The 25,260-nt window shown below is 59.2% G+C and carries 22 protein-coding genes; 12 read left to right on the top strand and 10 right to left on the bottom strand.

Features of this window, described 5'->3' with window-relative positions; translation table 11 throughout:
* Window positions 1-38 precede the first annotated feature (38 nt).
* Window positions 39-983, top strand: a complete 945-nt coding sequence (locus OQ460_RS22745; RefSeq protein ID WP_410019527.1) for a GlxA family transcriptional regulator — start codon at window positions 39-41, stop codon at window positions 981-983.
* A 79-nt stretch (window positions 984-1,062) separates the two neighbouring features.
* On the opposite strand, the gene OQ460_RS22740 is transcribed toward OQ460_RS22745, so the two are convergent.
* The gene (locus OQ460_RS22740; protein WP_410019526.1) at window positions 1,063-1,479 is read right to left on the bottom strand and encodes a DUF3010 family protein; all 417 of its coding nucleotides are present in this window, start codon (window positions 1,477-1,479) and stop codon (window positions 1,063-1,065) included.
* 237 nt (window positions 1,480-1,716) lie between these two features.
* On the opposite strand from OQ460_RS22740, the gene OQ460_RS22735 reads away from it, so the two are divergent.
* On the top strand, window positions 1,717-2,682 hold the full coding sequence (locus tag OQ460_RS22735) for a tyrosinase family protein (RefSeq protein WP_410019525.1): 966 nt from the start codon (window positions 1,717-1,719) through the stop codon (window positions 2,680-2,682).
* 42 nt (window positions 2,683-2,724) lie between these two features.
* On the opposite strand, the gene OQ460_RS22730 is transcribed toward OQ460_RS22735, so the two are convergent.
* Window positions 2,725-3,126, bottom strand: a complete 402-nt coding sequence (locus tag OQ460_RS22730; RefSeq protein WP_410019524.1) for a lysozyme inhibitor LprI family protein — start codon at window positions 3,124-3,126, stop codon at window positions 2,725-2,727.
* Window positions 3,127-3,345: 219 nt separating this feature from the next.
* On the opposite strand from OQ460_RS22730, the gene OQ460_RS22725 reads away from it, so the two are divergent.
* The 6 genes from OQ460_RS22725 (at window position 3,346) to OQ460_RS22700 (ending at window position 11,085) form a co-directional block, all read left to right on the top strand.
* Window positions 3,346-4,323: a dipeptidase gene (locus OQ460_RS22725; protein ID WP_410019523.1), complete on the top strand. Its 978-nt coding sequence runs from the start codon at window positions 3,346-3,348 to the stop codon at window positions 4,321-4,323.
* A 105-nt stretch (window positions 4,324-4,428) separates the two neighbouring features.
* The gene (locus OQ460_RS22720; protein WP_410019522.1) at window positions 4,429-4,959 is read left to right on the top strand and encodes a DUF5943 domain-containing protein; all 531 of its coding nucleotides are present in this window, start codon (window positions 4,429-4,431) and stop codon (window positions 4,957-4,959) included.
* Window positions 4,960-4,974: 15 nt separating this feature from the next.
* Window positions 4,975-7,035, top strand: coding sequence for a dimethylglycine demethylation protein DgcA (gene dgcA, locus OQ460_RS22715; protein ID WP_410019521.1), 2,061 nt, complete (start codon window positions 4,975-4,977; stop codon window positions 7,033-7,035).
* A 103-nt stretch (window positions 7,036-7,138) separates the two neighbouring features.
* Entirely contained in the window at window positions 7,139-9,079 is a 1,941-nt protein-coding gene (dgcB, locus tag OQ460_RS22710; RefSeq protein WP_410019520.1) for a dimethylglycine demethylation protein DgcB, read from the top strand.
* Window positions 9,079-10,299 carry an electron transfer flavoprotein subunit alpha/FixB family protein gene (locus tag OQ460_RS22705; RefSeq protein WP_410019519.1) on the top strand — a complete coding sequence of 407 codons (1,221 nt, stop codon included), beginning with the start codon at window positions 9,079-9,081 and terminating at the stop codon, window positions 10,297-10,299. Before dgcB ends, OQ460_RS22705 begins: the two co-directional genes overlap by 1 nt.
* A 15-nt stretch (window positions 10,300-10,314) precedes the next feature.
* Window positions 10,315-11,085: an electron transfer flavoprotein subunit beta gene (locus OQ460_RS22700; RefSeq protein ID WP_410019518.1), complete on the top strand. Its 771-nt coding sequence runs from the start codon at window positions 10,315-10,317 to the stop codon at window positions 11,083-11,085.
* A 178-nt stretch (window positions 11,086-11,263) separates the two neighbouring features.
* Here OQ460_RS22700 and OQ460_RS22695 read toward each other — a convergent pair whose 3' ends face one another.
* From OQ460_RS22695 to gbcA, 5 genes are all read right to left on the bottom strand, one after another.
* Window positions 11,264-11,653 (bottom strand): hypothetical protein, encoded by a 390-nt coding sequence (locus OQ460_RS22695; protein WP_410019517.1) that lies wholly within the window; start codon window positions 11,651-11,653, stop codon window positions 11,264-11,266.
* A complete protein-coding gene (locus OQ460_RS22690) occupies window positions 11,650-12,126 on the bottom strand; it encodes a hypothetical protein (protein ID WP_410019516.1) in 477 nt (158 codons plus the stop codon). The genes OQ460_RS22695 and OQ460_RS22690 overlap by 4 nt, the downstream gene beginning before the upstream one ends.
* Window positions 12,127-12,130: 4 nt before the next feature.
* Entirely contained in the window at window positions 12,131-12,523 is a 393-nt protein-coding gene (locus OQ460_RS22685) for a hypothetical protein (protein WP_410019515.1), read from the bottom strand.
* A complete protein-coding gene (locus OQ460_RS22680) occupies window positions 12,520-13,923 on the bottom strand; it encodes a PAAR domain-containing protein (RefSeq protein ID WP_410019514.1) in 1,404 nt (467 codons plus the stop codon). The genes OQ460_RS22685 and OQ460_RS22680 overlap by 4 nt, the downstream gene beginning before the upstream one ends.
* 947 nt (window positions 13,924-14,870) lie before the next feature.
* Window positions 14,871-16,166 carry a glycine-betaine demethylase subunit GbcA gene (gbcA, locus tag OQ460_RS22675; protein WP_410019513.1) on the bottom strand — a complete coding sequence of 432 codons (1,296 nt, stop codon included), beginning with the start codon at window positions 16,164-16,166 and terminating at the stop codon, window positions 14,871-14,873.
* Window positions 16,167-16,448: 282 nt separating this feature from the next.
* Here gbcA and gbcB point away from each other — a divergent pair, with 282 nt between their 5' ends.
* The gene (gene gbcB, locus OQ460_RS22670) at window positions 16,449-17,549 is read left to right on the top strand and encodes a glycine-betaine demethylase subunit GbcB (protein ID WP_410019512.1); all 1,101 of its coding nucleotides are present in this window, start codon (window positions 16,449-16,451) and stop codon (window positions 17,547-17,549) included.
* Here the strand turns inward: gbcB and OQ460_RS22665 are convergent.
* Both OQ460_RS22665 and OQ460_RS22660 read right to left on the bottom strand, forming a co-directional pair.
* Window positions 17,546-18,373, bottom strand: coding sequence for a nitrilase-related carbon-nitrogen hydrolase (locus OQ460_RS22665; protein WP_410019511.1), 828 nt, complete (start codon window positions 18,371-18,373; stop codon window positions 17,546-17,548). The genes gbcB and OQ460_RS22665 overlap by 4 nt on opposite strands.
* Window positions 18,370-19,815 carry a purine-cytosine permease family protein gene (locus tag OQ460_RS22660; protein ID WP_410019510.1) on the bottom strand — a complete coding sequence of 482 codons (1,446 nt, stop codon included), beginning with the start codon at window positions 19,813-19,815 and terminating at the stop codon, window positions 18,370-18,372. Before OQ460_RS22660 ends, OQ460_RS22665 begins: the two co-directional genes overlap by 4 nt.
* Before the next feature lie 266 nt (window positions 19,816-20,081).
* On the opposite strand from OQ460_RS22660, the gene OQ460_RS22655 reads away from it, so the two are divergent.
* Entirely contained in the window at window positions 20,082-21,899 is a 1,818-nt protein-coding gene (locus tag OQ460_RS22655; protein ID WP_410019509.1) for a flavin monoamine oxidase family protein, read from the top strand.
* A gap of 55 nt (window positions 21,900-21,954) precedes the next feature.
* Here OQ460_RS22655 and OQ460_RS22650 read toward each other — a convergent pair whose 3' ends face one another.
* Window positions 21,955-22,995: a threonine aldolase family protein gene (locus OQ460_RS22650; protein WP_410019508.1), complete on the bottom strand. Its 1,041-nt coding sequence runs from the start codon at window positions 22,993-22,995 to the stop codon at window positions 21,955-21,957.
* A 90-nt stretch (window positions 22,996-23,085) separates the two neighbouring features.
* Between OQ460_RS22650 and OQ460_RS22645 the strand changes: the two genes are divergently transcribed.
* Both OQ460_RS22645 and glyA read left to right on the top strand, forming a co-directional pair.
* Entirely contained in the window at window positions 23,086-23,814 is a 729-nt protein-coding gene (locus OQ460_RS22645; RefSeq protein WP_410019507.1) for a TraX family protein, read from the top strand.
* A 171-nt stretch (window positions 23,815-23,985) separates the two neighbouring features.
* Entirely contained in the window at window positions 23,986-25,239 is a 1,254-nt protein-coding gene (gene glyA, locus OQ460_RS22640; RefSeq protein ID WP_410019506.1) for a serine hydroxymethyltransferase, read from the top strand.
* Window positions 25,240-25,260 lie beyond the last annotated feature (21 nt).

Raw genomic sequence — 25,260 nt, 5'->3', positions numbered from 1 at the left:
ATCACAGTGACCACGCTACCCGTCCCACGAGTGCGACCATGCCCCAGGATTTCTACTTTTTGCTGATGCCGGGGTTTTCCGCCATTGGCTTTATTAGCGCGATGGAGCCACTGCGCGTCGCCAACCGGTTTCGCGGTGAGTTGTACCGTTGGCAGGTGTTGAGTACCGATGGCGGCCCGGTGCTGTCGAGCAACGGCATGTCGGTCAACGCCGACGCGGCGCTGGAGCCGCTGAAGAAGGGCGCGACGTTGCTGGTGGTGGCCGGCTTCGAGCCGCTGAAATTCACCACCCCGGCACTGGAGCACTGGTTGCGCCGCCTCGACCATGACGGGGTTACCCTCGGCGCCATCGACACCGGCGCCTGTGTGCTGGCCGAGGCGGGCTTGCTCGATGGCCATCGGCTGACGCTGCACTGGGAGGCGATCGACGCCTTCAAGGAGTCCTATCCAAAACTCACCGTGACCCAGGAGCTGTTCGAAATCGACCGCCGACGGATCACCTGTGCTGGCGGCACGGCGTCCATCGACCTGATGCTCGACCTGATCAGCCAGGTTCACGGCGCGGATCTGGCGATCCAGGTCTCCGAACAATTCGTGCTCGGCCGCATCCGCCCACGCAAAGACCACCAGCGCATGCAAATCGCCACGCGCTACGGCATCACCAACCGCAAGTTGGTACAGGTCATTGGCGAGATGGAGCAACACACCGAACCACCGTTAAGCACCCTGGCGCTGGCCGAATCGATCAAGGTTACACGCCGCCAGTTGGAACGCCTGTTTCGCCTGCACCTGAACGATACCCCGAGCAATTTCTACCTCGGCCTGCGCCTGGAAAAAGCCCGGCAATTGCTGCGCCAGACCGACAGAAGCGTGCTGGAAGTGAGCATTGCCTGCGGGTTTGAGTCGCCTTCGTATTTCACCCGCAGCTATCGCGCAAGGTTTGCCAAGTGCCCGAGAGAGGATCGGCGGCCAGAGCTGGTGTGAATAGCCAACTGTGTGAGTGGACCGCTCCCACACAAGCCCGCTTCCCACAATTGGTCATTCACACAAGGTGTGGTGGGGCTTACTTTTTTACCAGGGCCGAGCACGCGGTTTTGAACGCTTCGTGCTGGTATTTGTTCAGCGTCGCCGGCAGGGCAAAGTCGTGTTTCTTGTTCTGCGCGTTGATGGTCTGCGGCGACAGCAGCGTCACTTCACAGCCTTCGAGCAACTGGAACACACCCTCGATCTTGAACGTGGTGGGGCCACCGGCGAATTCACCTTTTTTGCTGCGTTTCTTGATCGCGATACGCGTGATGCCATTTTCCCGCACGAAAGTATTTACCTGGGCGGCGAAGGTTTTGACGTTGGCTGCCTCATCGTCGTCTTCGAGGGCGATTTTCTTGGTGGCCAGTGGGATGTGGCTCAGTGCCTGGTTGTCCAGGGCGGCGATCGCGATGATGGCTTCGCTGCCTTTGATTTCGATGCCGCAGGTTTTCATGTGATGGCCTTGCAATGGATTTAGAGGCTGTGGATGGTCGCGTACCGCGATGACTAAAGCCAACTCGAAAGCTACTCGAGCTAAAAATCGTAACCCTTGACCATCCGTCCGGGAAGCGGGCCAACCTGTTATTTCTGACAGTAGACCCTCATGCATACCCCACTTAGATTGAGTTGAAAGAACCAACTTACAGCTCGAGGGCGGGTCCATCGGGCTTTCTGAGAAGGGAGTTGCACAATGATCATCAGGAAGAATATCCGCTCGCTGACCGCCTCCGAGAAACAGGCGTTTATCGATAGCTTGCTGGAACTCAAAAGACTCGGGGAATACGACAAATATGTCCACTGGCACCACGGTGTCATGGTGCCTACGGTTCATCCCGATGAGCCCCAAGACCCCGACTACCGCAATGGTGCCCACCTCGGGCCGGCCTTCCTGCCTTGGCATCGAGAGATGTTGATGCAGCTTGAGACCGAGCTGCGCGGCATCAATCCCGAAGTCGCGCTGCCTTACTGGGACTGGACCGAAGATGTGGCCAACCCTGCAGGGTCACCGGTCTGGGGGCCGGATTTGATGGGCGGGAACGGTGATCCTGCAGATCAATTTCGAGTGAAGGACGGGCCGTTCGCCTACAGCAGCGGCAACTGGGAGGTGCCTGAATACCCCGAGGACGGTTTGCCGGGCAAAGGTCTCAAGCGCCAGTTTGGGACGTTGGTTGACTCGCTTCCCACCGGGGCCGATCAACAGATGGCTATGCAGGAACGGTTTTATGACACGCCGCCCTATGATTCAGGACACTGTACCCGTGGGTTTCGCAATCGGCTGGAGGGCTGGGTGACTCAGCGTGGCGATCCGCAAGTGAGCACGCCTGGCTCACAGTTGCATAACCGCGTGCATCTTTGGATCGGCGGCAATATGTTGGCCATGACCTCGCCCGAGGATCCGGTGTTTTTCCTCCATCATTGCTTTATCGACAAGGTGTGGGCGGACTGGCAGGCGCAAATGATGCTGGACAAACCAAAGTGGGCACCGCATTACGCGCCGATGCGCAACGCTCCGGAGGGGCACAATTACGGGGACCTGATCAAGCCATGGGGGGAGCGCAGTATCCGCCAGTTGATGGATATCACCAAGCTGGGCTATGAATATGCACCGGCCCGGACATTGGTCCGCAGCCCATTCAGGTCGCCTTTCATGGCTTGAGTCATGCGCGCCGTTCCCGCACGTTGGCGGCGGGAGCGGTATTCATTCCTGGCCAATCGACTCCAGGAACTCCGACCGTTCATCACTCATCCGTGCCAGACAGTCATCCTGTGCAATGGCATACGCCGTGCTGCCTGAGACCGCTGGAAAAGTGTCCAGCGCGCAGTCCGCGTCGCGCAGTTTTTCCCACTTCTGCTGGGCATCCTTGAGCCGCGCAGTAATGTCTGCCAGTTCGCTCTGGTCGCTGCCATAGATCCCGGCCAGGCGCTCCAGAAGGCTTTGGTAGTTGTCTTCGAGCAACTGTGTGGCGGTGATTTTGTTGTAGCTGGCGCATTCCAGGGTTTGTTTGTCGTTTTCGATGCCGTCGCACGGTGAACTCTCGGCGTCTGCGGCTGCGTGGACGCCCGTTGCGATGAATGCCAAAGCCAGGAAAATCGGTTTCATTGCGCCGTCTCATATCGATTAGTGGTCAAATTCTGGCTCAAGCGTAGGACAAAGAACAGGCACAAGACAGACGCGTCTGCGCACCCTTTGTCGTTGATTGACGCTTTCGGCAATTCCCCTGTCGTTTTTGCACCCGGCTCCGTCAGCCCCTGGGCATATGCTGGCCCCAAAGCGCCGGCAGACGATTCGGCGCATGAGTTACCTATAAGGGGACGCCTGATGAGCCCAGCGCAATTGCATGCCGACAGCATCGTTATCGACGGGCTGATCATTGCCAAGTGGAACCGCGAGCTGTTTGAAGACATGCGCAAAGGCGGTCTGACCGCCGCCAATTGCACTGTGTCGGTGTGGGAAGGTTTCCAGGCCACCATCAACAACATCGTCGCCAGCCAGACCCTGATCCGCGAAAACAGCGACCTGGTGATTCCGGTGAAAACCACCGCCGACATCCGTCGCGCCAAGGAGCAGGGCAAGACCGGGATCATCTTCGGCTTCCAGAATGCCCATGCCTTCGAGGACCAGCTTGGCTACGTCGAGATCTTCAAGCAGCTCGGCGTGGGCGTGGTGCAGATGTGCTACAACACCCAGAACCTGGTGGGCACCGGTTGCTACGAGCGCGATGGCGGCCTGTCGGGCTTCGGTCGCGAGATCGTTGCCGAGATGAACCGTGTCGGCATCATGTGCGACCTGTCCCATGTCGGTTCCAAGACCAGCGAAGAAGTCATCCTCGAGTCGAACAAGCCGGTGTGTTATTCCCACTGTCTGCCATCGGGCCTTAAAGAACACCCGCGCAACAAGTCCGATGAAGAACTGAAGTTCATTGCCGATCACGGCGGTTTTGTCGGCGTGACCATGTTTGCGCCGTTCCTGGCCAAGGGTATCGATTCGACCATCGACGACTACGCCGAAGCCATCGAATACACCATGAACATCGTCGGCGAAGACGCCATCGGCATCGGCACCGACTTCACCCAGGGCCATGGCCAGGATTTCTTCGAGATGCTGACCCACGACAAGGGCTACGCCCGCCGCCTGACCAGCTTCGGCAAGATCATCAACCCACTGGGTATCCGTACCGTGGGCGAGTTCCCCAACCTCACCGAGACATTGCTCAAGCGCGGTCACAACGAGCGAGTGGTACGCAAGATCATGGGCGAGAACTGGGTCAACGTCCTCAAGGATGTCTGGGGCGAATAACGCTTACTCAAGACCGCCGCCGATCTGCCCCCTCTCCCATCGGGAGAGGGCTGGGGTGAGGGCTGCGGCCACCACTGAATTGAATTTTTCCGGAGTTAAGTTTCCATGGCCAAGATCGCCCCGCAATTGCCAATCGAAGTCGACAGCGAAACCGGTGTCTGGACCTCTGACGCCCTGCCGATGCTCTACGTGCCACGGCATTTCTTCGTCAATAACCACATGGGTATCGAAGAAGTGTTGGGCGCCGACGCCTATGCCGAAATCCTCTACAAGGCCGGCTATAAATCCGCCTGGCACTGGTGTGAAAAAGAAGCCGAGTGCCACGGCCTGGAAGGCGTCGCGGTGTTCGAGCATTACATGAAGCGCCTGTCGCAACGAGGCTGGGGCCTGTTCAAGATCCAGGAGATTGACCTGAACAAAGGCACTGCCAGCGTCAAGTTGGAGCACTCGGCATTCGTCTACGTGTACGGCAAGGTCGGGCGCAAGGTTGACTACATGTTCACGGGCTGGTTCGCCGGCGCCATGGACCAGATTCTGCAAGCACGTGGCAGTAGCATTCGCACTGTGGCCGAACAAGTCTACGGCGGCTCCGAAGAGGGCCACGACGATGGCCTGTTCACCGTCAAGCCGTTGTAAGTCGAGGACCCTGCCATGGCTTTCGAAGCAATGTTTGCACCGATCCAGATCGGTAAACTGACCATCCGCAACCGCGTGCTCAGTACCGCCCACGCCGAGGTGTATGCCACCGACGGCGGCATGACCACCGACCGCTACGTCAAATACTACGAAGAAAAAGCCAAGGGCGGCATCGGCCTGGCGATCTGCGGCGGTTCGTCGGTGGTGGCGATCGACAGCCCCCAGGAGTGGTGGAGTTCGGTGAACCTGTCCACCGACCGCATCATCCCGCACTTCCAGAACCTGGCCGACGCGATGCACAAGCATGGCGCCAAGATCATGATCCAGATTACCCACATGGGCCGTCGCTCGCGTTGGGACGGCTTCAACTGGCCGACCCTGATGTCGCCGTCCGGCGTGCGTGAGCCAGTACACCGCGCGACCTGCAAGACCATCGAGCCGGAAGAGATCTGGCGCGTGATCGGCAACTACGCCAGCGCCGCCAAACGTGCCAAGGCCGGTGGCCTGGACGGTGTCGAACTGTCCGCCGTGCACCAGCACATGATCGACCAGTTCTGGAGCCCGCGAGTCAACAAGCGTACTGACGAATGGGGTGGCACATTCGAAGGCCGGATGAAATTCGGCCTGGAAGTGTTGAAGGCCGTACGTGCCGAGGTCGGTGATGACTTTTGCGTGGGCATGCGCCTGTGCGGCGACGAGTTCCATCCGGATGGCCTGTCCCACGAGGACATGAAACAGATCGCCAAGTACTACGACGACACCGGCATGCTGGACTTCATCGGCGTGGTTGGTTCGGGTTGCGACACCCACAACACCCTGGCCAACGTCATCCCGAACATGAGCTATCCACCGGAGCCGTTCCTGCACCTGGCGGCGGGGATCAAGGAAGTGGTCAAGGTCCCGGTGCTGCACGCGCAGAACATCAAGGACCCGAACCAGGCCACCCGTATCCTCGAAGGTGGCTACGTGGACATGGTCGGCATGACCCGCGCTCACATCGCCGACCCGCACCTGATCGCCAAGATCAAGATGGGCCAGATCGACCAGATCAAACAGTGCGTGGGCGCCAACTACTGCATCGACCGGCAGTACCAGGGGCTGGACGTGTTGTGCATCCAGAACGCCGCGACCTCCCGTGAATACATGGGCGTGCCGCACATCATCGAAAAAACCACCGGGATCAAACGCAAGGTGGTGGTGGTCGGCGCCGGCCCGGCAGGGATGGAAGCCGCACGCGTGGCCGCCGAGCGCGGGCATGAAGTGACCTTGTTCGAGAAAAAGGAATTTATCGGCGGGCAGATCACCACGGCGTCCAAGGCCCCGCAACGCGACCAGATCGCCGGTATCACCCGCTGGTACCAATTGGAGCTGGCGCGCTTGAAAGTTGACCTGCGCCTTGGCGTGGCGGCAGACGCGGCGACCATCCTCGATGTGCATCCGGATGTGGTGGTGCTGGCCGTCGGCGGGCACCCGTTCATTGAGCAGAACGAACACTGGGGCGCGGCCGAAGGGCTGGTGGTCAGCAGTTGGGATGTGCTCGACGGCAAGGTGGCACCGGGCAAGAACGTGCTGGTCTACGACACGATTTGTGAGTTCACCGGTATGTCCGTGGCCGACTTCCTTGCAGACAAGGGTTGCCAGGTCGAAATCGTCACCGACGACATCAAGCCGGGCGTGGCCGTGGGCGGAACCTCGTTCCCTACCTACTACCGCAGCATGTACCCCAAGGAAGTGATCATGACCGGCGACATGATGCTGGAGAAGGTCTATCGCGAGGGCGACAAGTTGGTGGCGGTGCTGGAGAACGAATACACCGGTGCCCAGGAAGAGCGGGTTGTCGATCAAGTGGTGGTCGAGAACGGCGTGCGCCCGGATGAAGAGATCTACTATGCGCTCAAGCCGGGCTCGCGCAACAAGGGGCAGATCGACGTCGAAGCCTTGTTTGCGATCAAGCCGCAACCGTGCCTGAGCGAGCCGGGCGAGGGGTACTTGCTGTTTCGCATCGGCGACTGCGTGGCGCAGCGAAACACCCACGCCGCGATCTATGACGCCCTGCGCCTGTGCAAGGATTTTTAAGAACAGTCGCAAGCGGCAAGCTTCAAGCTGCAAGAAAGAGCAATGGGTAACCGGCTTTGACTTGCCGCTTTTAGCTTGAGGCTTGCCGCTTGAGGTCACCTCAATGTTGAACACCCTTCTTCCCATCCTGCTGTTTGCTGCCCTGGGCCTTTCCGTCCTCGGCGCACTGCGCCGGGTGAACATGTGGCGCCGCGGCCGCGCGTCCAAAGTCGACCTTCTCGGCGGCCTGCTGGCCATGCCCAAGCGCTACATGGTTGACCTGCACCATGTGGTCGCCCGCGACAAATACATCGCCAATACCCACGTCGCCACGGCGTTGGGCTTTGTGTTGTCGGCGCTGCTGGCGATCCTGGTGCACGGCTTTGGCCTGCACAATCGCCTTCTTGGTTATGGGCTATTGCTGGCATCGGTGTTGATGTTTGTCGGCGCCACGTTCGTGTATTTGCGCCGCCGCAATCCACCGCCGCGCCTGTCGAAAGGCCCGTGGATGCGCCTGCCGAAAAGCCTGATGGCGTTCTCTGTGAGTTTTTTCCTGGTGACCTTGCCGGTGGCCGGGATTCTGCCGGCGGACTTCGGTGGCTGGCTGCTCGCCGCGTTATTGAGTGTGGGTGTGCTGTGGGGCGTGTCGGAAATGTTCTTCGGCATGACCTGGGGCGGCCCGATGAAGCACGCCTTTGCCGGGGCCTTGCACCTGGCCTGGCACCGCCGCGCGGAGCGCTTTGGCGGTGGCCGCTCCACCGGTTTGAAAGCGCTGGACCTGACCGACAAAAGCGCACCGCTGGGTGTCGAAAAGCCCAAGGACTTCACCTGGAATCAACTGCTGGGCTTCGACGCATGCGTGCAATGCGGCAAGTGCGAAGCCGCGTGCCCGGCGTTCGCCGCCGGCCAACCGCTGAACCCGAAAAAACTGATTCAGGACATGGTGGTTGGCCTGGCGGGTGGCACCGATGCGAAGTTCGCCGGGAGCCCTTATCCAGGCAAGCCGGTGGGCGAGCACAGCGGCAATCCGCACCAGCCGATCGTCAACGGCCTGGTGGACGCCGAAACCCTGTGGTCCTGCACCACCTGTCGAGCCTGTGTGGAAGAGTGCCCAATGATGATCGAGCACGTCGATGCGATCGTCGACATGCGCCGCCATCTGACCCTGGAAAAAGGCGCAACCCCGAACAAGGGCGCTGAAGTCCTGGAAAACCTGATCGCCACTGACAACCCCGGTGGCTTTGCACCGGGCGGGCGGATGAACTGGGCGGCGGATTTGAACCTGAGTCTACTCAGTGACAAGAAAACCACCGACGTGCTGTTCTGGGTCGGCGATGGTGCGTTCGACATGCGCAACCAGCGCACCTTGCGAGCTTTCGTCAAAGTGCTGAAGGCGGCCAAGGTCGATTTCGCCGTACTTGGCCTGGAAGAGCGTGACAGCGGCGACGTCGCCCGGCGTCTGGGCGATGAAGCGACGTTCCAACTGCTGGCGACACGTAATATCCAGACCCTGGCCAAATACAGCTTCAAGCGCATTGTCACCTGCGACCCCCATAGTTTTCATGTGTTGAAAAACGAATACGGCGCTTTTGACGGCAACTACCTCGTGCAGCATCACAGCACTTACATGGCTGAGTTGATCGGCGCTGGCGCACTGAATCTGGGCCAGCACAAAGGCAACAGCGTGACCTATCACGACCCGTGCTACCTGGGCCGCTACAACGGTGAGTACCAGGCACCGCGTGACGTGCTGCGGGCGCTGGGTATCGAGGTCAGGGAAATGCAGCGCTCGGGTTTCCGCTCGCGCTGTTGTGGTGGCGGTGGCGGTGCGCCAATCACCGATATTCCCGGCAAGCAACGGATCCCCGATATGCGCATGGACGATATCCGCGAGACCGGCGCTGAATTGGTGGCCGTGGGGTGCCCGCAATGTACGGCGATGCTTGAGGGGGTGGTCGAACCGCGCCCTTTGATCAAGGACATTGCCGAGTTGGTGGCGGACGCGTTGCTCGAAGATGCCGTCGCCAGCACATCCACCAAACGCGAACCTGCGGAGGTGCATTGATGAGCGACATTATCCGCCGCGACCCACGGGCCGAATGGATCGCCCGTAACCGCCTGCATCCGCTGCACGCGGCCATGCAGCCGGTACAGCACAGCTGGATGGGACCTAACGGCATCGTGCGCAAAAATGTACATGGCGTCGGTTTTATCGGCCCCAATGGCATCAAACGCATTGATCGCAGCGGCGCCCAGCAAGGCGGTGCGGCCAAGCGTGTGGCAGCGGCGCAGGTGCAACTTCCGTTGCATCAGATTGCGACCCCGGCGTTCTACATCAACGTGGTGCCGGACATGGTCGGCGGTCGCCTGAGCAGTCACGACCGTGACTTGCTCGGCCTGGCCCGACAGCTGGCGGGCAGCGATGGCGCGGTGCTGGCCGTGGTGTTCGGCGAGCATAAGGAAAGCGCCTTCGACACAGCTGGCGTGGACCGCCTGCTGGTGCTCGACGGGCAGGCCTATGACGGTTATTCACCGGAACAGCGGGTCCAGGGCTTGCGGGCTGTGGATAACCAGTTCCACCCACGGCATTGGCTACTGCCGGACAGTCGCAGCGGCGGCGGTGAACTGGGCCGACGTTTTGCGGCCAGCATCAAGGAGCGGCCCGCCACCCGCGTGTGGCAGGTCAAGGGCCAGGAGTGCATTGGCCGTGCCGGCGCGGGGCAGGAGGATTTGGTGCGCACGCTGCCGCGAATGATCCTGGCGGCGGTGGAGTGCGCGGATCCGGTCAGCGACACCCGCCACGAAGTATTGCCCGTGGAGTTATCCACAGCCCAGGCGCGCAGCTTGCCGCGTATCGAGGATCTGGGTGCCGTGGCGGTGGATCCGGGAGCGGTTCCGATGGCCGAAGCCGAGTTTATTTTCTCCGGTGGCAACGGCGTCAAGGATTGGGATTTGTTCCACAAGACCGCCGCCGCCCTGGGCGCAACCGAAGGTGCATCGCGGGTTGCGGTGGACGATGGCTTCATGGCACGCGATCGTCAGGTTGGCGCCAGTGGCACCTGGGTCACGGCCCGGGTGTATGTGGCCGTGGGGATTTCCGGGGCGATCCAACACCTGCAAGGCATTGGTGCCTGCGACAAGGTGGTGGCGATCAACCTTGATCCGGGGTGCGACATGATCAAGCGTGCCGACCTGTCGGTGATTGGCGAAAGTGCCGCGATTCTGCAAGCCTTGGTCACGGCGGTCGAAACCTACCGCAACGGCGCCACGCGCGATGCGGCTTAAGCAAAGGATATAGCCATGACGACCAATGTAATCAGCCTGGTGTCCATCGGCGCCCACCCGACTTCCGGCCGGCCACGTCGTGCCGACCAGGATGCGCGTGCGGTGGAGCTGGGTTTGCAGCTGGCTGGGGATAACCTGCAAGTGCTGCACGCCGGCGACATTGCCGAACCGACCCTGCGCGCCTACCTGGGCATGGGGCTTGCGCAACTGTATGTGCTGGAACAACCAGAGGGCGCCGACGCCTTGCCGGTACTCAGCGATTACTTGCGCGGCTCCGAGACCCAGGTCGTCCTCACCGGCAGCCAGGCGGAAACCGGTGAAGGTTCGGGGATGTTGCCGTTCCTGTTGGCCGAGCAGTTGGGTTGGCCGCTGATTGTTGGCCTGGCCCAGGTGGAATCCATCGACGCAGGCTTGGCCCATGTGCTGCAAGCCTTGCCACGCGGTCAGCGGCGCCGCTTGAAGGTGCGCTTGCCGTTTGTAGCCACGGTGGACAACGCGGCCCCCAAACCTCGGCAAAGTGCGTATGGCCCGGCCCGGCGTGGCGTGCTGGAGGCTCATGAAGTGCAGGTGATGGAGGACGAGTTACTCACAGGCGCCATACTGCAGCCGGCCAAGCCCCGGCCCAAGCGCTTGAAGGTGATCAAGGCCAAAAGTGGTGCTGATCGGATGAAGGCTGCAACGGCCAAGGCCAGTGGCGGCGGTGGGCAAGTACTCAAGGGGGTGAGTGCCGAAGAGGGGGCTCAGGCGATCCTCAAGCTGTTGATCGAGGAGGGGGTGGTTCGCTGATTGCCAGCAAACGATGACTTTTCCATCTGCTGTTCTGTATTGGGGCAGCACGCCTGATCGCCTGCTCATGGCTGGTATACCCCGGAATCTGCTTGGTGCACCGGTCTTGGCCCAGTGATGTACCAGGTCACGGCTGGAAGGTTTGAGGACTGTTTCAATCTGGAGCGTAATCATCTAGTCATCTGAACTTCAGCAGTACAGCTACGGCGGCCATCCAAGAAAAGGCAACGATCTTCATCGTGATATCGATGATCAGAAAGCGTTTCAGATGAGGAGGGAAGTTTTCAAGATCGGCAGAGTTTACATCTCCCATTTGGATGTAGGCCTTCGGCCATATCACCATCCCAGTGATTGTTGCTATCTCGAGAAGGGACCAAATCAATCCTCGCTTGCCCAGGCTCGATCCCCAAAGATAAATATAACGGCTGTTTTTCAAGGCATCCTTCATAGCGTCCAAGTGGCGGCGGCTCAGGTATAGGCTGTATAAAATGCTTGCAAGCCCGAGCAAACCCGGGCCACCGGTAATAATGACTGCAAGCCAAGGCGACCAAGTGTCGATACTGGTCACGGCTGAATAAGTTCGTAGACTTTGTCACCCATGTATTCGCCACCCATACCACCAAGAGTTGTACCCACCCAAGCGCCAGTCCCAATTAAAGCCGCCACACACACAACCCCTCCTAAACCCGTAGAAACGCCAAGCGCTACGCAGATTGAACCGCTGGCAGACTTGGCCATTCCTCCTGCTAAAGTTCCGCCAATGGTGGACATGCCAAACTTCCCCCCTTCCGTAAACCTGACCCTCGTACAAGCCTCCCCGGAATCCCCATTACACACCTGCGCAATCGCCAGCAACGACGACACCCCACCCACCCCAATTCCGATATACCCGCCAGTCTTCATGTACTTCTGCGCACGACCGATCGCCTCCACATGACCTGCATACCCCGGAATCTGCCCCGATGCACCGGCCTTGTCCCAGTGATGTACCAGGTCAAGACTGGAAGGCTTGAGGACTGTTTCAATTTGGAGCGCAATCATCTAGTTATTTGAACTTCAGCAGTACAGCTACAGCGGCCATCCAGGCCAAGGAGGTGAGCATGAGCGTTATATTGACGATCAGATGCCGTTTCAGGTGAGGCGGGAAGTTTTCAAGATCGACAGGGTTTACATTTCCAATGTGGATATCGGCCCTAGGCCACACGACCATCCCTGCGATTTTGGCTATTTCATAGAGGGACCACAACAAGCCCCGTTTCCCCAGACTTGGGCCCCAAAGATAAATATAACGGCTGTTCTTCAAGGCATCCTTTATGGCGTCCAGATGGCAGCGGCTTAGGTACAGACTATATGCAATGCCAGCAACTGCGAGCAGGCCTGGGATACCGCCGACAATCCAGAAAGCTAACCAAGACTTCCAGAACTCCTCAGTCATCATGGAAAACTCTTTTCGTACAGTATCTCACCGGCCATTTCGCCGCCCTTCTCACCGACGGTCGTACCTCCCCATGCGCCCGTCCCAACTAAGGCTGCGACACATACTACCCCCGCGATACCGGTAGAGATGCCAAGTGCCAGGCAGATCGGAGCACTGGCAATTCCGCCTGCCCAGCCACCCACAATACCACCAGCAGTAGACAAGCCGAACTTACCCCCTTCAGTAAACTTCACTCTCTTACAAGCCTCCCCGGAGTTCCCATTACACACCTGCTCAATCGCCAGCAACGACGACACCCCACCCACCCCAATTCCGATATACCCGCCAGTCTTCATGTACTTCTGCGCACGACCGATCGCCTCCACATGCCCGGCATACCCCGGAATCTGCCCCGGCGCACCGGCCTTGTCCCAGTGATGCACCAGGCTCTTGCTGGAAATACCCAGCGCTGTTTTCAACTTCGGGTGATCGCCGAAAGTTGTCTGGCCACGCAGGCGGGTGGAGTTCAGCAGGTGGGCGTCCAGCTGTTTGAACAGGTGCTGGCGATCGGCGAAGAATTGCGCTGATTTGAGATGACCGTGCCGGCGATAGTTTTCCTGATGCAAGCGCTCCATGGCCTGGAGCGTGTCGCGCAGGTTGGCCAGGTGCTTTTCCATCATCACGGCGCTGACGCCCAGCCAGGTCGAACCCTGGCCGGAAAAGCTGGCGATTTCGGCAGCGTGCCGATGCAGGAAGTCAGCCTCCTCTGGCGTGAGGGGCGCGAGGGTTGCCTCGACTTGCTGGGCGGCCTGCATCAGCTGTGCTTCCTGGTAGGTACAGGAAGTGTTTCGGGGATCGCCGAGCACGATCATCGAGCCGGCTTTTACATCGCCAATCTTCGGGTTGAGCGCGTAAAACTTGCTCATCACACTTGGATCAGGCACAGGAAAAAGCATGGCCTCCAGTGCTTCGCGGGGCATGCTTTTGGAGGGCACGTAGAAGCCCGGTTCCTCGCCTTGCACGTCCGTGAACGTGAATGGTGCTGGGTTGTTTGGTGCTGTGTAGGAAGTCGCAACCGGGCGGCTGGTTCGGGTTGGCGGAGCCGGCTCAGCGGCACGTCCGGTGGATTGCGATGAATAACCTTCATTGCTGTAGCTGACGGTGAATACCGACGGAATCAGTTGGGCCCGACACGGGCAACTGCTGAAGCTGTCCAGCGTGCCAGCCATATGCCGGCCATGACTGCTTATATGGGAAATGCCGCCGAGAATCGTATACGCCTGCCCGTCCTTCCCACAGGTAACCCGGTCTCCTTCGCACGCATGAAGCAGGCCATAGAGACTGACCCTGTTGTCACCCTCCAGAACTTCGCCACCGCAGCTGGTTTTGTCACCCCGGCCAATGAAATACCCTGTATCCATCCGTGCGTCTCTCCAGTTCGCAAGCCAATTAGCGGAACTGGAGATGAAACGACGGGGGACGCGCCCGTCACAAGCCCACGGGCTGGGTTGTCAGTGATGAAAAGGAAGGTTCATCCAGAGGCATCTACCGGTGTCCTACGGCGCTGTCTTACTGCGTAAAGACGCATTTGAATCAGCTATGGAAAGACAGCGGAACGTTGTAGTCCGCACGAGCCAAACGCCTGCAGGCACCACTGAGATCAGATACACACTGTATTACCCACAATCTCTGTTGGCGCATCTGTGGATAACCTGTTCGCGGCTCTTTGCATCCCAGGAAAACAAAGGCCTGCAGCCCGCTGTACGAAAAACCACCAACCTAACTTGCGGTTTTTGCTCAAATTTTCCTGTGGAAAAAGCAAAAACGCGATTTCGACTTGCCCCCAAAGTCTGTTGGCGCTTCTGTGGATAAGATGTTTGCTATCCGCTACAGGCCATGTATACAAAGGCTTTCAGTCGATTGATCAAAATATGCTCAATATTGCTCATTCAGCGCAAAAGTCTCTTCAACGCCTCGATTTTGCTTGGTTTCAGCAGGTTTTCCACAGAGCGGCCGAAGTTGCCCCCAAAGTCTGTTGGTGCTTCTGTGGATAAGGTGTTTGCGCTCCGCTGTAGGCCATATAAAACGTGGCGTACGAGCTTTAGATCAAAAAATGATCAGGTGAGAATGAAATTGAGGTTTTTGAATAAGTCACGGATTTTCTTGGTTTTATTTCGAGAGCGAACCGTACTTGCCCACAATTGCTGTGGGTGGCTCTGTGGATAAGTTGTTGGGTAAAGGCTGGGAGCGTGAATACCAGAGGGTTTGCGAGCTATAGGATGTTTTTTGTACAGCGCAACCCTGAGTGTGGGAACGGGCTTGCTCCCACACAAGCCCGTTCCCACATTTTTGGTCGGCGGTGGGTCAGTTATTCGTGTGCGGCCACGCCCTTGAGGTATGGCGCTGGCTCGGCCCCCAGGTTGTTGAGCATCCGCTCGCTGTACCAATCAACGAAATTCACCACGCCAAATTCGTAGGTCTTGGAGTACGGACCGGGTTGGTAAGCGGTGGAGTTGATTCCGCGCTGGTTCTCTTCGGCCAGGCGACGGTCCTGGTCGTTGGTGGCGTCCCACACCTGACGCATGCGCTCCACGTCGTAGTCCACACCTTCCACGGCATCCTTGTGCACGATCCATTTGGTGGTGACCATGGTTTCCTGGGCGCTGAGCGGCCAAACGGTGAAGACGATGATGTGATCGCCCATGCAGTGGTTCCACGAATGGGGCAGGTGCAGGATGCGCATCGAGCCCAGGTCCGGGTTTTTGATCCGGCCCATGAGTTTCTGGCAGCCTTGCTTGCCGTCGAGAGTCATCGACACGGTGCCCTTGAGCAGCGGCATACGTACGATGCGGTTGCGCAGGCCGAAGCTGGCGTGGGCGTACGGGATTTTTTCAGCATCCCAGGCGGCGGCTGAGGCGGCCACGTGGTCCTTGAAAGCCTGGTCGGCGCGGGGGTCGGTAACGTCGTCCCACTCCAGCAGGGTTTTCAGCAACTCGGGGTGTGAGGCGTTGCAGTGGTAGCACTCGCGGTTGTTTTCCAGCACCAGCTTCCAGTTGGCCTTTTCGAACAAGGTGGTTTGAATCGCCACCTTGGTGTTCTCCATGTCATACGGTTCCATGTAATGCTTCAACGTCGACAGAAAGTCATCGATCGCCGGCGGGTTCTCGGCCAGGCTGATAAAGATATAGCCACCGGCGGTCTTCACGTTCACCGGCTTGAGGCCGTATTGCTTCATGTCGAAGTCGGCACCCATCTCGGTGCCGGCGAACAGCAGGCGACCGTCCAGTTCGTAGGTCCACTGGTGATAGTGGCAAACCAGTTTGGCGACCTTGCCCTTGTCGCTGGTACACAAGCGCGAACCACGGTGGCGGCAGACGTTGTGGAACGCGTGAACCACGCCTTCGGCACCACGGATCACGATGATCGGGTTCTTGCCCACTTGCAGGGTCAGGTAGTTGCCCTTGGTGGGGATTTCGCAGGTCATGCCGGCGATCAACCACTCTTTCTGGAAGATCTCCTGCATATCGATATCGAACAGCCGCTCATCAGAGTAAAACGGCTGGGGCAGGGAAAAGGTGCGCTCGCGCTCTTGCAGCATCTGCGCGGTGGCCTTGCGTGCGGGTTCCAGCGGATCGCCCAGGCTTAAAGTTGCGGTGACGTCCATCGTGTGTGTCCTCAAGGCCATTCTGTGTGGCCGGGATAAGTGGCTACGGTTAGTGCAATGCAAGGCGTAAAGAAAGCGTCATTGTTGGCTGCGAGTGTGGGCCCGGCGTTGCCCGTAACCTTGTCCATGAGCGACATGGCCCACTCTGTTCCCGACGCGCAACCCCCTTGGTACAGGGGCTGGTCGCGATAAGTATGTGAATGTCGCAGATAGGTAAATGGCAGGTGTAAGCCTTACGCAGAATCGCCAGCATAAAGCCGACGTACGGCCGTGGAGAACAGCATGTCCAACAGTTTCCTGAATCCGGTCACCACCCAGACCTGGGTCAATGGTCGGCACATTGTCCGTTGCGTCAAAGTTATCCAGGAAACCTGGGATGTGCGCACCTTTTGCTTTATGGCCGACCAGCCGATCCTGTTCTTTTTCAAGCCCGGGCAATTCGTCACCCTGGAGCTGGAAATCGAAGGCCAGCCGATCATGCGTTCCTACACGATTTCCAGTTCGCCGTCGGTGCCCTACAGCTTCTCGGTGACCATCAAGCGTGTGCCCGGCGGCAAGGTGTCCAACTGGCTGCACGATACGTTGCTTGAAGGGCAAGAGTTGGCGGTACACGGGCCGGTGGGATTGTTCAATGCCATCGACTTCAGCCATCCGAAAGTGCTGTACCTCAGCGGTGGCGTCGGTATTACGCCGGTGATGTCCATGGCGCGCTGGTATTACGACACCAACGCGAATGTCGACATGGTGTTTGTCCACAGTGCTCGCTCACCCAAAGACATCATCTACCACCGCGAGTTGGAGCATATGGCGTCGCGGATCGATAACTTCAGCCTGCACCTGATCTGCGAAAAGCATGGGCTGGGCGAACCATGGGCCGGTTATCGGGGGTATCTGAACCAGAAAATGCTCGAACTGATGGTGCCGGATTTCTTGGAGCGGGAAGTTTTCTGCTGCGGCCCTACGCCGTATATGAACGCGGTCAAGCGCCTGCTGGAAGCCAATGGTTTCGACATGAGCCGCTACCACGAGGAATCCTTTGGCGCGACACCACCAGAAGCCCGTGCCGATGCGGTGGAGCAAGCGGAACAAGCGGCGGATGCACCGGAAATCGACTTGGCGGATTTGCATCAGGTGGAGTTCATTTCGTCGGGCAAGAGCATCCGCGTGGCACCGGGCGAAACTGTCCATGCCGCCGCCGCCAAGCTTGGCCTGCTGATCCCCAAAGCCTGCGGCATGGGCATTTGCGGCACCTGCAAAGTGATGAAACTAGGCGGCGAAGTGGAGATGGAGCACAACGGCGGGATCACCGAGGAAGATGAAGCCGAGGGTTACATCCTGTCGTGCTGCAGCGTGCCGAAGGGTGATGTGCGGATTGAGTTTTAAGGCGAGGGCAAGTAAAGCCCAGGGCGCCGGTCCTGATGCACGTGGTTATGTGCGCTGATGTACTTGTCCCTGGCCTGCGCCAGGGGCAGGTCGGCCACCAGTCGCTGCTCATGTCGATGGGCGTTGCCGCCCGCCTGTGGATAACCGTCGGCATCGACTATCACCGAGCCGCCCACCCAGTCGATGCCGCGTTCTTCGCCATGGCGGTCGCAGGCGGCGATAAACATGCGGTTGACCGCCGCATTGGCCTGGACCCGCACGATTTCCCCTGGTCGCTCGCTGGCCGGGCGCGGCGCATCCGGCCAGTTCACCGGGGCACATAGCAGCTCGGCACCGGCCAGCGCAGGCAATCGCACCCATTCGGGCAGCTCCAGGTCGTAGCAGATAACCATGGCGATACGCCCGACAGCCGTTTGCACCACGGGTGGCGGCGCGGTGCCGGGGGTGAAGATCAGTTTTTCACGGTTCCACAGGTGGGCCTTGCGGTACACCGTCAAGCGGCCTTCGGGCTCGACCAGCGCAGCGCTGTTGGCGACTTGCCCATCGTCCAGGCGTTCGCAAAAACCGCCAACGATGATGATATCGAGCTCTGCCGCCAGGCTTTTCCACAGGCTGAGCGTCGGGCCATCCAATGCCTCGGACAGTTCGAACGCTTCCTGGCGATCCTTGAACACATAGCCGCTTTGCATCAGTTCCGGTAACACCACCACCTGCGCGCCCAGCATCGCGGCGTCATTGATGGCCCTGGCGCCAAGGTTGCGATTGTGTTCGGTCTCCCCAAGGCGAGGCGCCAATTGTTGGCACACAACCCTTACGGTGCTCATTGCGCGGATCCTTCCAGAATGGCCTCGCTGGCGATAATGGCCCGACGTTCGGCATCACGGTCGAGGTTGCGGCTCATCAAGCAGTAGAGGCTTGCGGAAACGGCCAGGCCGACAACAAATGCTACATCGGCACCCCCGAGTGCCACGGCAACCGGACCTTGATAGAAGCTCAACGACATGAACGGCACCATTGCCAGCAACCCCATGCAATAGGCAACCAGGCCCGCGCAACCCCATTGGCCATAGATTCCGCCGGCATTGAAGATGTCACTGATTGCGTATTGGCCTTTGCGTACTACATAGAAGTCCGCCAGGTTCACCGCTGTCCAGGGCACGAGGAAGTACAGCATCAGCAGCACGAAGGTGTTGAAGCTATCCAGGTAGCTATCGGGAATACTCAGGGCGATCATGAAGATCACCGCCGCCACCAGGCCGATACCAATGATGCGACTCTTGAGCCGTGGCTGGATCTTCACAAAGCCGTCGATGGCGCTGATACCAGTGAGCATGGCGCCATAGCAATTGACTGCCATGATGCCGATCAGCGCAGGCACTGCAATCAGTACGGTAAAAGTGCCAAAGCCCGGAATCACCTGGTTGCCCACGGCGCGCACACTGCCGATGGCGTCGGGAGAGGGCAGGGCGGAGGCGAGGAATGCACCCAGGGACATCAACCACAAGGCCGAGCCGGCGGCGCCCAGATACGTCCAGAAGATCACGCTGCGCGATGGGGTTTTATGCGGCAGATAACGTGAGTAATCGGAGACATAGACGGCATAGCTGATTTGATAGCCGGCAGCGGCGCTGAGCTGGATCAGAAACGCCGACCAGGAAAAGTGCGCATCGGCCACCGCCGCATCGGCAGACAGGCTTATCAGCGCCGAGACGGTGAGTATGGCGAACACGCTGATCATCACGTAGGTCAGCCAGCGTTGCACGGTGTGCAACAGATCGTGGCCGACCACCGCGATGACCACCGCCAGGATGATCATCAAGGCATACCATGGCGCCCGGTTCCCGGGCAGGACGGTATTGATGGCGTCGGTGGCCAGGATCACGTTGAACACATTGAAGCCGATGTACACAAAAACCACCGCGATGAACGGCACGATCGCCCCGCGCAAGCCGAATTGGGCGCGCGACTGAATCATCTGCGGCAAGCCCATGCGCGGACCCTGGTTGGCATGGAAGGCCATGGCAAAGGTGCCCAGGCCCACTCCGATGACAATCGCCAGGATTGAATACACCAGGCTCAGGCCCAGCGCTGCACCGGTGAACCCGGTGACCATGGTGGTCAGGACAAAGTTACCGGTGAACCAGAAAGGCCCCTGGTGCCAGACTTTGCCATGGCGCTCGTTGCGCGGGACATAGTCAATGGAGCGGGTCTCGATCTTCAGGCCGGTTGCGACGGGGGAAGTCGTTTCTTGAGAAGGCGCGTTCATAGGTTCACGGTTGTTTTTATAGTGATTGAATAACGGAGCATCGGGTAAGTGTTGGGCTTATTGAATCGTGATCTATAAATAATTACTTCAGACTTTCCTTAAGTAAGCCGACGCCGTGCAAACAGCCATCAGCCCCGGTGTGCTTATTTCGAAGCGATGTATCCGCAGCCGGGCTCATCTTCTACCCTGAGTATCGAACCGTCGCTGTCACCTTTAGCCTTGTATTGAAGGGTGGACTTTTTTCCCTCTTTGCAAGGATGCCTGTCATGTCGGCTGTTCCCTCTCGTGTGAGAAATGCTTCCCGGTTGTTGACCCTCGGGGTTACAGCACTGATTCCGGATTTTCCCTTTCATTACGCCAACTACCTGCAAAAGGCGCGGGTTTCGAATTCGGCGTTGGCCCATATCGACCCTTGTGCCTACGGTAAACAAGTGCTGATTGTCGGTGCCGGCGTTGCGGGCCTGGTCGCGGCTTATGAAGCAATGCGCATGGGCTTGCGTCCGGTGGTAGTCGAGGCCTCCGACCGCATGGGCGGCAGGCTCTATTCCCGCGTGGTAGGCGACGTTGGTGATCCTGAAAACAGTGTGATCTGTGAACTGGGAGCCATGCGCTTTCCCAAGTCGGGCAAGGCCCTGATGCACTACTTCGACAAGGTAGGCATGACAGCCAATTCGACCGACTTTCCCAACCCCGGCGCACCGGTGACGGCCAGTACGGTGGTCGATTACAACAACCAGCAAACCTACTACGAAGGCGATGACCTGCCTGCCAACTACGAGGACATTGAACATAAATTCTTCGACGTATTTCTTGAAATCGACCCCATCCGGTTTACCGAAATGGAGCAGGCGATGTCTGAAGGCCGCATCGACCAGGCGCTGATCAAGTCGATCTGGAACGCCATCCTGGAGGAGGGCTGGGATAACCTGAGCTTCTTTTCCGCCATGGTCGAGAAGGCGGGATGGAGCCGCGCAGATATCGATCTGTTCGGCCAGATAGGTTTTGGGACGGGTGGCTGGAACACGGACTATCCCAATTGCTTCTTGGAAGTGTTGCGGGTTTTGTACACGGGCCTGGATACCAACCATCTCTTGATGTACGACGGTTCTGCCGAACTCCCCAGGCGTTTGTGGAGCCAATCACCGCAAGCCCTGGGTGACTCGATGGCGCACTGGCCTGCTGGTGCCACGGTAAAAAGTCTCAGCGAAGAGGTCATCGGCAGTCCCTTCAATCAGGAAGTGCGACAGGTCGAACGCCAGGCCGATGGCAGCTTCAAGGTGCTTATCCATAACAACGTTTCGGGGCTGGACACCTGCCACAGCTTTGAAAGTGTGGTCTACACCCCGCACGTACGGATTCTCGACAAGTTTCGCTACATGAGCGGCAAGGACCGGTTGGCGGCCATGGACAGCCTGTTGTCCCGGCCAACCTGGGAAGCGGTGATGTACACCCATTACATGCAGTCGGCGAAGATATTCGCGGCGACGCAGACGTCATTCTGGAAGGAGACCGGGCCTGATGGGCACTACAAGATGAGCGTCACCTTGTCCGACCGTATCACGCGTGGCACCTATCTGTTGGATTACTCGGGCAGCACGGGAGCCCACAAAGGCAGTGGCCTGTTTCTTTCCTATACCTGGAATGATGACAGCCTGAAGTTCCTGGGCGATCGTTCGGCTCCATTGCCGACGCATGTCGACCTCTGTACTTCGTTATTGGATGAAGTGTACCGAGACTCGGACCTGAACCTGGCTTCGCATTTCGCAAGCCCGGACCCGTTTGTAGAGATCAATTGGGAAGAGCAGCCGTTTTTCCTGTGTGCCTTCAAAATGAATCTGCCGGGGCAATATGAATATCAGCGCAGGTTGTTTTCGCAGTTTATGAGCGGGGTCGACGAGGGCAGTCCGGACGGTTTTATTCTGGCCGGGGACGATGTGTCCTGGACGGGAGGCTGGGCCGAAGGGGCGGTGACGACCGCGTTGAATGCGGTGAACAAATTGGCGGTCAGATTTGCGGGCGGGGCCTACGATCAAAACCCGGGGCCCATCGATCAATGGGAGCAGCTCAAGCCCATGCCACTTTGAGTGGGTGGATCCAACAGAATGCCTGCTATCGCGGGCATTCTGTTGCGGCGAGCGATCAAGCGCCCATCACTTCCCGGATGTCTGCCGCCAGTTCCCGCACGCGGGCCTCTTCGGTGTCCCATGCACACATGAAACGTGCGCCACCTTTGCCGATAAATGTGTAGAAGCGCCAGCCTTTGGCCGTCAGCGCGGCGATGGCCGGCTCCGAGAGTTGCAGGAATACGCCGTTGGCCTGCACCGGAAACATCAATTCCACGCCGGGGATATCCGCCACCAGGCTGCTCAGCAGTTGGGCGCAGTGGTTGGCGTGGCGTGCGTGTTTGAGCCAGGCGTCGTTTTCCAGCAGGCCCACCCACGGGGCCGACAAGAAGCGCATTTTCGACGCTAGCTGGCCGGCCTGTTTGCAGCGATAGTCGAAGTCTTCGGCCAGTTTGTGGTTGAAGAACAGGATCGCTTCGCCGACGGCCATGCCGTTTTTTGTACCGCCAAAGCACAGTACGTCCACGCCCGCCTTCCAGGTCAGGTCCGCCGGCGAGCACCCGAGGAATGCGCAGGCGTTGGAGAAACGCGCGCCGTCCATGTGCAGGTTCAGGCCCAGTTCCTTGCAGGTGGCGCTGATGGCGCGGATTTCTTCTGGGGTGTACACGCTGCCGACTTCGGTGGCCTGGGTCAGGGTCACCACGCGGGGCTTGGGGTAGTGGATATCCTGGCGCTTGAGGGCGATCTCGCGGATTGATTCGGGGGTCAGCTTGCCGTTTTCGGTACGCGCGGTGAGCAGCTTGGAGCCGTTGGAGAAAAACTCCGGCGCGCCGCATTCGTCGGTTTCGACGTGGGCAGTTTCCGAGCAAATCACGCTATGGTAGCTCTGGCACAGTGAAGACAGGGCCAGGGAGTTTGCGGCGGTGCCGTTGAAGGCGAAGAATACTTCGCAATCGGTTTCGAACAGTTTGCGGAAACCGTCGGCGGCGCGGTGGGTCCATTCATCATCGCCATAGGCGCGTTGATGGCCCTGGTTGGCGAGTTCCATGGCAGCCCAGGCCTCCGGGCAGATGCCGGAATAGTTGTCACTGGCGAATTGTTGGCTCTTGTCGGTCATGGCCCGTTCCTGTGGTCGATGTTGGTGCGCACTTTAACCAAGAATGTCTGGCGCACGCACGTACTGTAAATGCAAAGTCGTTGGGGAATTATGCACGGTACTGAAACGATGCCTGTCGGACGTGTCCGTGATGGCGCTTTGGATTTGCTGAAATGGCTGGCGCTGCTGTGCATGGTGCTCGATCACCTGCGCTATGTCGGCTTGAGCCTCGATGGGCTGTATGTCCCTGGCCGGCTGGCGTTCCCGTGGTTTTGCCTGGCGATTGCGGCCAATTTGCAGCGGGTCGCAAACGCGCCCGTGAACGGTCGATGGCGGTACCTGGGGTGGTTGCTGCTGTTCAGTCTGATCAGTGAAGTACCGTACCGGATGTTTATCGCCGATGCCGATACGTTGAACGTGCTGCCGACCCTGGCCCTGGGCTTGCTCGTTGCGCGGGGTTGGCAGCAGAAGGCGATTTTTGACAGAGGATTGGCGCTGATTGCCGTGACAGTGGCCGCTGTATTCTCCACACAGCTGATGTTCGGTTTTTTCGGCGTATTGCTGCCGCTGGCCATGCTGTTGGTGTTCAGTCGCCCCTGGTACTTCAGTGTGGTACCGGGGTTGGTGTGTGTGGCTGCCAATCAATGGCAGATGTTGCTCAATAGCGCCAACGGCGTGGCGCTGTCGGGGTTGGCGATGTGCCTGATTGCGCCTTTGGCCGGGTTGGTCTTATTGCGACATGGCAAAAACGCCTCGCCCCCGGCCATGCGCCGCTGGGCCTATGCCCTTTACCCGCTGCATTTCCTGCTGTTGCTAGTGGTACGCCAAATCACCATCTAACCCCTTGTGGGAGCAAGCCCGCTCTCACATTTGTTCTGTGGCGCTCGTGCAATGTCGTAAACGCACCTTTGCGTGGCGTCCGTAGGCATTTGACCTGTCTGCGCCAGCCCTACCATCGCATCAAAGGGCCCTGCACGGGCCTCAACAATACGAAAGGCTGGGAGAGACGCGATGTTCAGCAAACAAGACCAGATCCAGGGATATGACGACGCACTGCTGGCGGCGATGAATGCCGAGGAGCAGCGTCAGGAAGATCATATCGAGCTGATCGCGTCGGAGAACTACACCAGCAAGCGCGTCATGGAGGCCCAAGGCAGCGGCCTCACCAACAAATACGCCGAAGGCTACCCGGGCAAGCGCTACTACGGCGGCTGTGAGCACGTGGACAAGGTTGAAGCCCTGGCCATCGAGCGCGCCAAGCAGCTGTTCGGTGCCGATTACGCCAACGTCCAGCCGCATTCGGGCTCATCCGCCAACAGCGCGGTGTACCTGGCCCTGCTGCAAGCCGGTGACACCATCCTCGGCATGAGCCTGGCCCACGGCGGCCACCTGACCCACGGCGCCAAGGTGTCGTCTTCGGGCAAGCTGTACAACGCAGTGCAATATGGGATCAATACCGACACCGGCCTGATCGACTACGACGAAGTCGAGCGCCTGGCCGTCGAGCACCAGCCGAAGATGGTCGTTGCCGGTTTCTCCGCCTATTCCAAGACCCTGGATTTCCCGCGCTTCCGCCAGATTGCCGACAAGGTCGGTGCGCTGCTGTTCGTCGACATGGCCCACGTCGCCGGCCTGGTCGCCGCCGGCCTGTACCCGAACCCGCTGCCATATGCCGACGTGGTCACCACCACCACCCACAAGACCCTGCGCGGTCCACGTGGCGGGCTGATCCTGGCCAAGGCCAACGAAGAGATTGAAAAGAAGCTCAACGCTGCGGTATTCCCCGGCGCCCAGGGCGGCCCGCTGATGCACGTGATCGCTGGCAAGGCGGTGTGCTTCAAGGAAGCCCAGGAACCCGGCTTCAAGGTCTATCAGCAACAGGTGATCGATAACGCCCAGGCCATGGCCGGCGTGTTTATCCAGCGCGGCTACGATGTAGTGTCCGGCGGTACCGATAACCATCTGTTCCTGGTCAGCCTGATTCGTCAGGGCCTTACCGGCAAAGAGGCGGACGCCGCCCTCGGTCGTGCGCACATCACCGTCAACAAGAACGCGGTGCCCAATGACCCGCAGTCGCCGTTCGTGACCTCGGGCCTGCGCATCGGTACGCCGGCGGTGACCACCCGTGGTTTCAAAGTGGCGCAGTGCATCGAGCTGGCTGGCTGGATCTGCGACATCCTCGACAACCTCGGCGATGCCGATGTCGAGGCCAATGTGGCCAAGCATGTGTCCGCCCTGTGCGCTGATTTCCCGGTTTATCGCTGAGCGCGGTTTTGGAGTAATGAC

It is taken from the genome of Pseudomonas imrae, assembly GCF_046352735.2.
GTDB classification, from domain to species: domain Bacteria; phylum Pseudomonadota; class Gammaproteobacteria; order Pseudomonadales; family Pseudomonadaceae; genus Aquipseudomonas; species Aquipseudomonas imrae.
The sequence above is the reverse complement of the archived record's forward strand: the minus strand, read 5'-3'. Positions and strand labels throughout refer to the sequence as shown.

What these genes read in the sequence shown, in the direction of transcription:
- OQ460_RS22745 (WP_410019527.1), top strand. Translation starts at nt 39, where the DNA reads ATGCCCCAGGATTTCTACTTTTTGCTGATGCCGGGGTTTTCCGCCATT.
- OQ460_RS22740 (WP_410019526.1), bottom strand. Translation starts at nt 1,479, where the DNA reads ATGAAAACCTGCGGCATCGAAATCAAAGGCAGCGAAGCCATCATCGCG.
- OQ460_RS22735 (WP_410019525.1), top strand. Translation starts at nt 1,717, where the DNA reads ATGATCATCAGGAAGAATATCCGCTCGCTGACCGCCTCCGAGAAACAG.
- OQ460_RS22730 (WP_410019524.1), bottom strand. Translation starts at nt 3,126, where the DNA reads ATGAAACCGATTTTCCTGGCTTTGGCATTCATCGCAACGGGCGTCCAC.
- OQ460_RS22725 (WP_410019523.1), top strand. Translation starts at nt 3,346, where the DNA reads ATGAGCCCAGCGCAATTGCATGCCGACAGCATCGTTATCGACGGGCTG.
- OQ460_RS22720 (WP_410019522.1), top strand. Translation starts at nt 4,429, where the DNA reads ATGGCCAAGATCGCCCCGCAATTGCCAATCGAAGTCGACAGCGAAACC.
- dgcA (WP_410019521.1), top strand. Translation starts at nt 4,975, where the DNA reads ATGGCTTTCGAAGCAATGTTTGCACCGATCCAGATCGGTAAACTGACC.
- dgcB (WP_410019520.1), top strand. Translation starts at nt 7,139, where the DNA reads ATGTTGAACACCCTTCTTCCCATCCTGCTGTTTGCTGCCCTGGGCCTT.
- OQ460_RS22705 (WP_410019519.1), top strand. Translation starts at nt 9,079, where the DNA reads ATGAGCGACATTATCCGCCGCGACCCACGGGCCGAATGGATCGCCCGT.
- OQ460_RS22700 (WP_410019518.1), top strand. Translation starts at nt 10,315, where the DNA reads ATGACGACCAATGTAATCAGCCTGGTGTCCATCGGCGCCCACCCGACT.
- OQ460_RS22690 (WP_410019516.1), bottom strand. Translation starts at nt 12,126, where the DNA reads ATGATTGCGCTCCAAATTGAAACAGTCCTCAAGCCTTCCAGTCTTGAC.
- OQ460_RS22685 (WP_410019515.1), bottom strand. Translation starts at nt 12,523, where the DNA reads ATGATGACTGAGGAGTTCTGGAAGTCTTGGTTAGCTTTCTGGATTGTC.
- OQ460_RS22680 (WP_410019514.1), bottom strand. Translation starts at nt 13,923, where the DNA reads ATGGATACAGGGTATTTCATTGGCCGGGGTGACAAAACCAGCTGCGGT.
- gbcA (WP_410019513.1), bottom strand. Translation starts at nt 16,166, where the DNA reads ATGGACGTCACCGCAACTTTAAGCCTGGGCGATCCGCTGGAACCCGCA.
- gbcB (WP_410019512.1), top strand. Translation starts at nt 16,449, where the DNA reads ATGTCCAACAGTTTCCTGAATCCGGTCACCACCCAGACCTGGGTCAAT.
- OQ460_RS22665 (WP_410019511.1), bottom strand. Translation starts at nt 18,373, where the DNA reads ATGAGCACCGTAAGGGTTGTGTGCCAACAATTGGCGCCTCGCCTTGGG.
- OQ460_RS22660 (WP_410019510.1), bottom strand. Translation starts at nt 19,815, where the DNA reads ATGAACGCGCCTTCTCAAGAAACGACTTCCCCCGTCGCAACCGGCCTG.
- OQ460_RS22655 (WP_410019509.1), top strand. Translation starts at nt 20,082, where the DNA reads ATGTCGGCTGTTCCCTCTCGTGTGAGAAATGCTTCCCGGTTGTTGACC.
- OQ460_RS22650 (WP_410019508.1), bottom strand. Translation starts at nt 22,995, where the DNA reads ATGACCGACAAGAGCCAACAATTCGCCAGTGACAACTATTCCGGCATC.
- OQ460_RS22645 (WP_410019507.1), top strand. Translation starts at nt 23,086, where the DNA reads ATGCACGGTACTGAAACGATGCCTGTCGGACGTGTCCGTGATGGCGCT.
- glyA (WP_410019506.1), top strand. Translation starts at nt 23,986, where the DNA reads ATGTTCAGCAAACAAGACCAGATCCAGGGATATGACGACGCACTGCTG.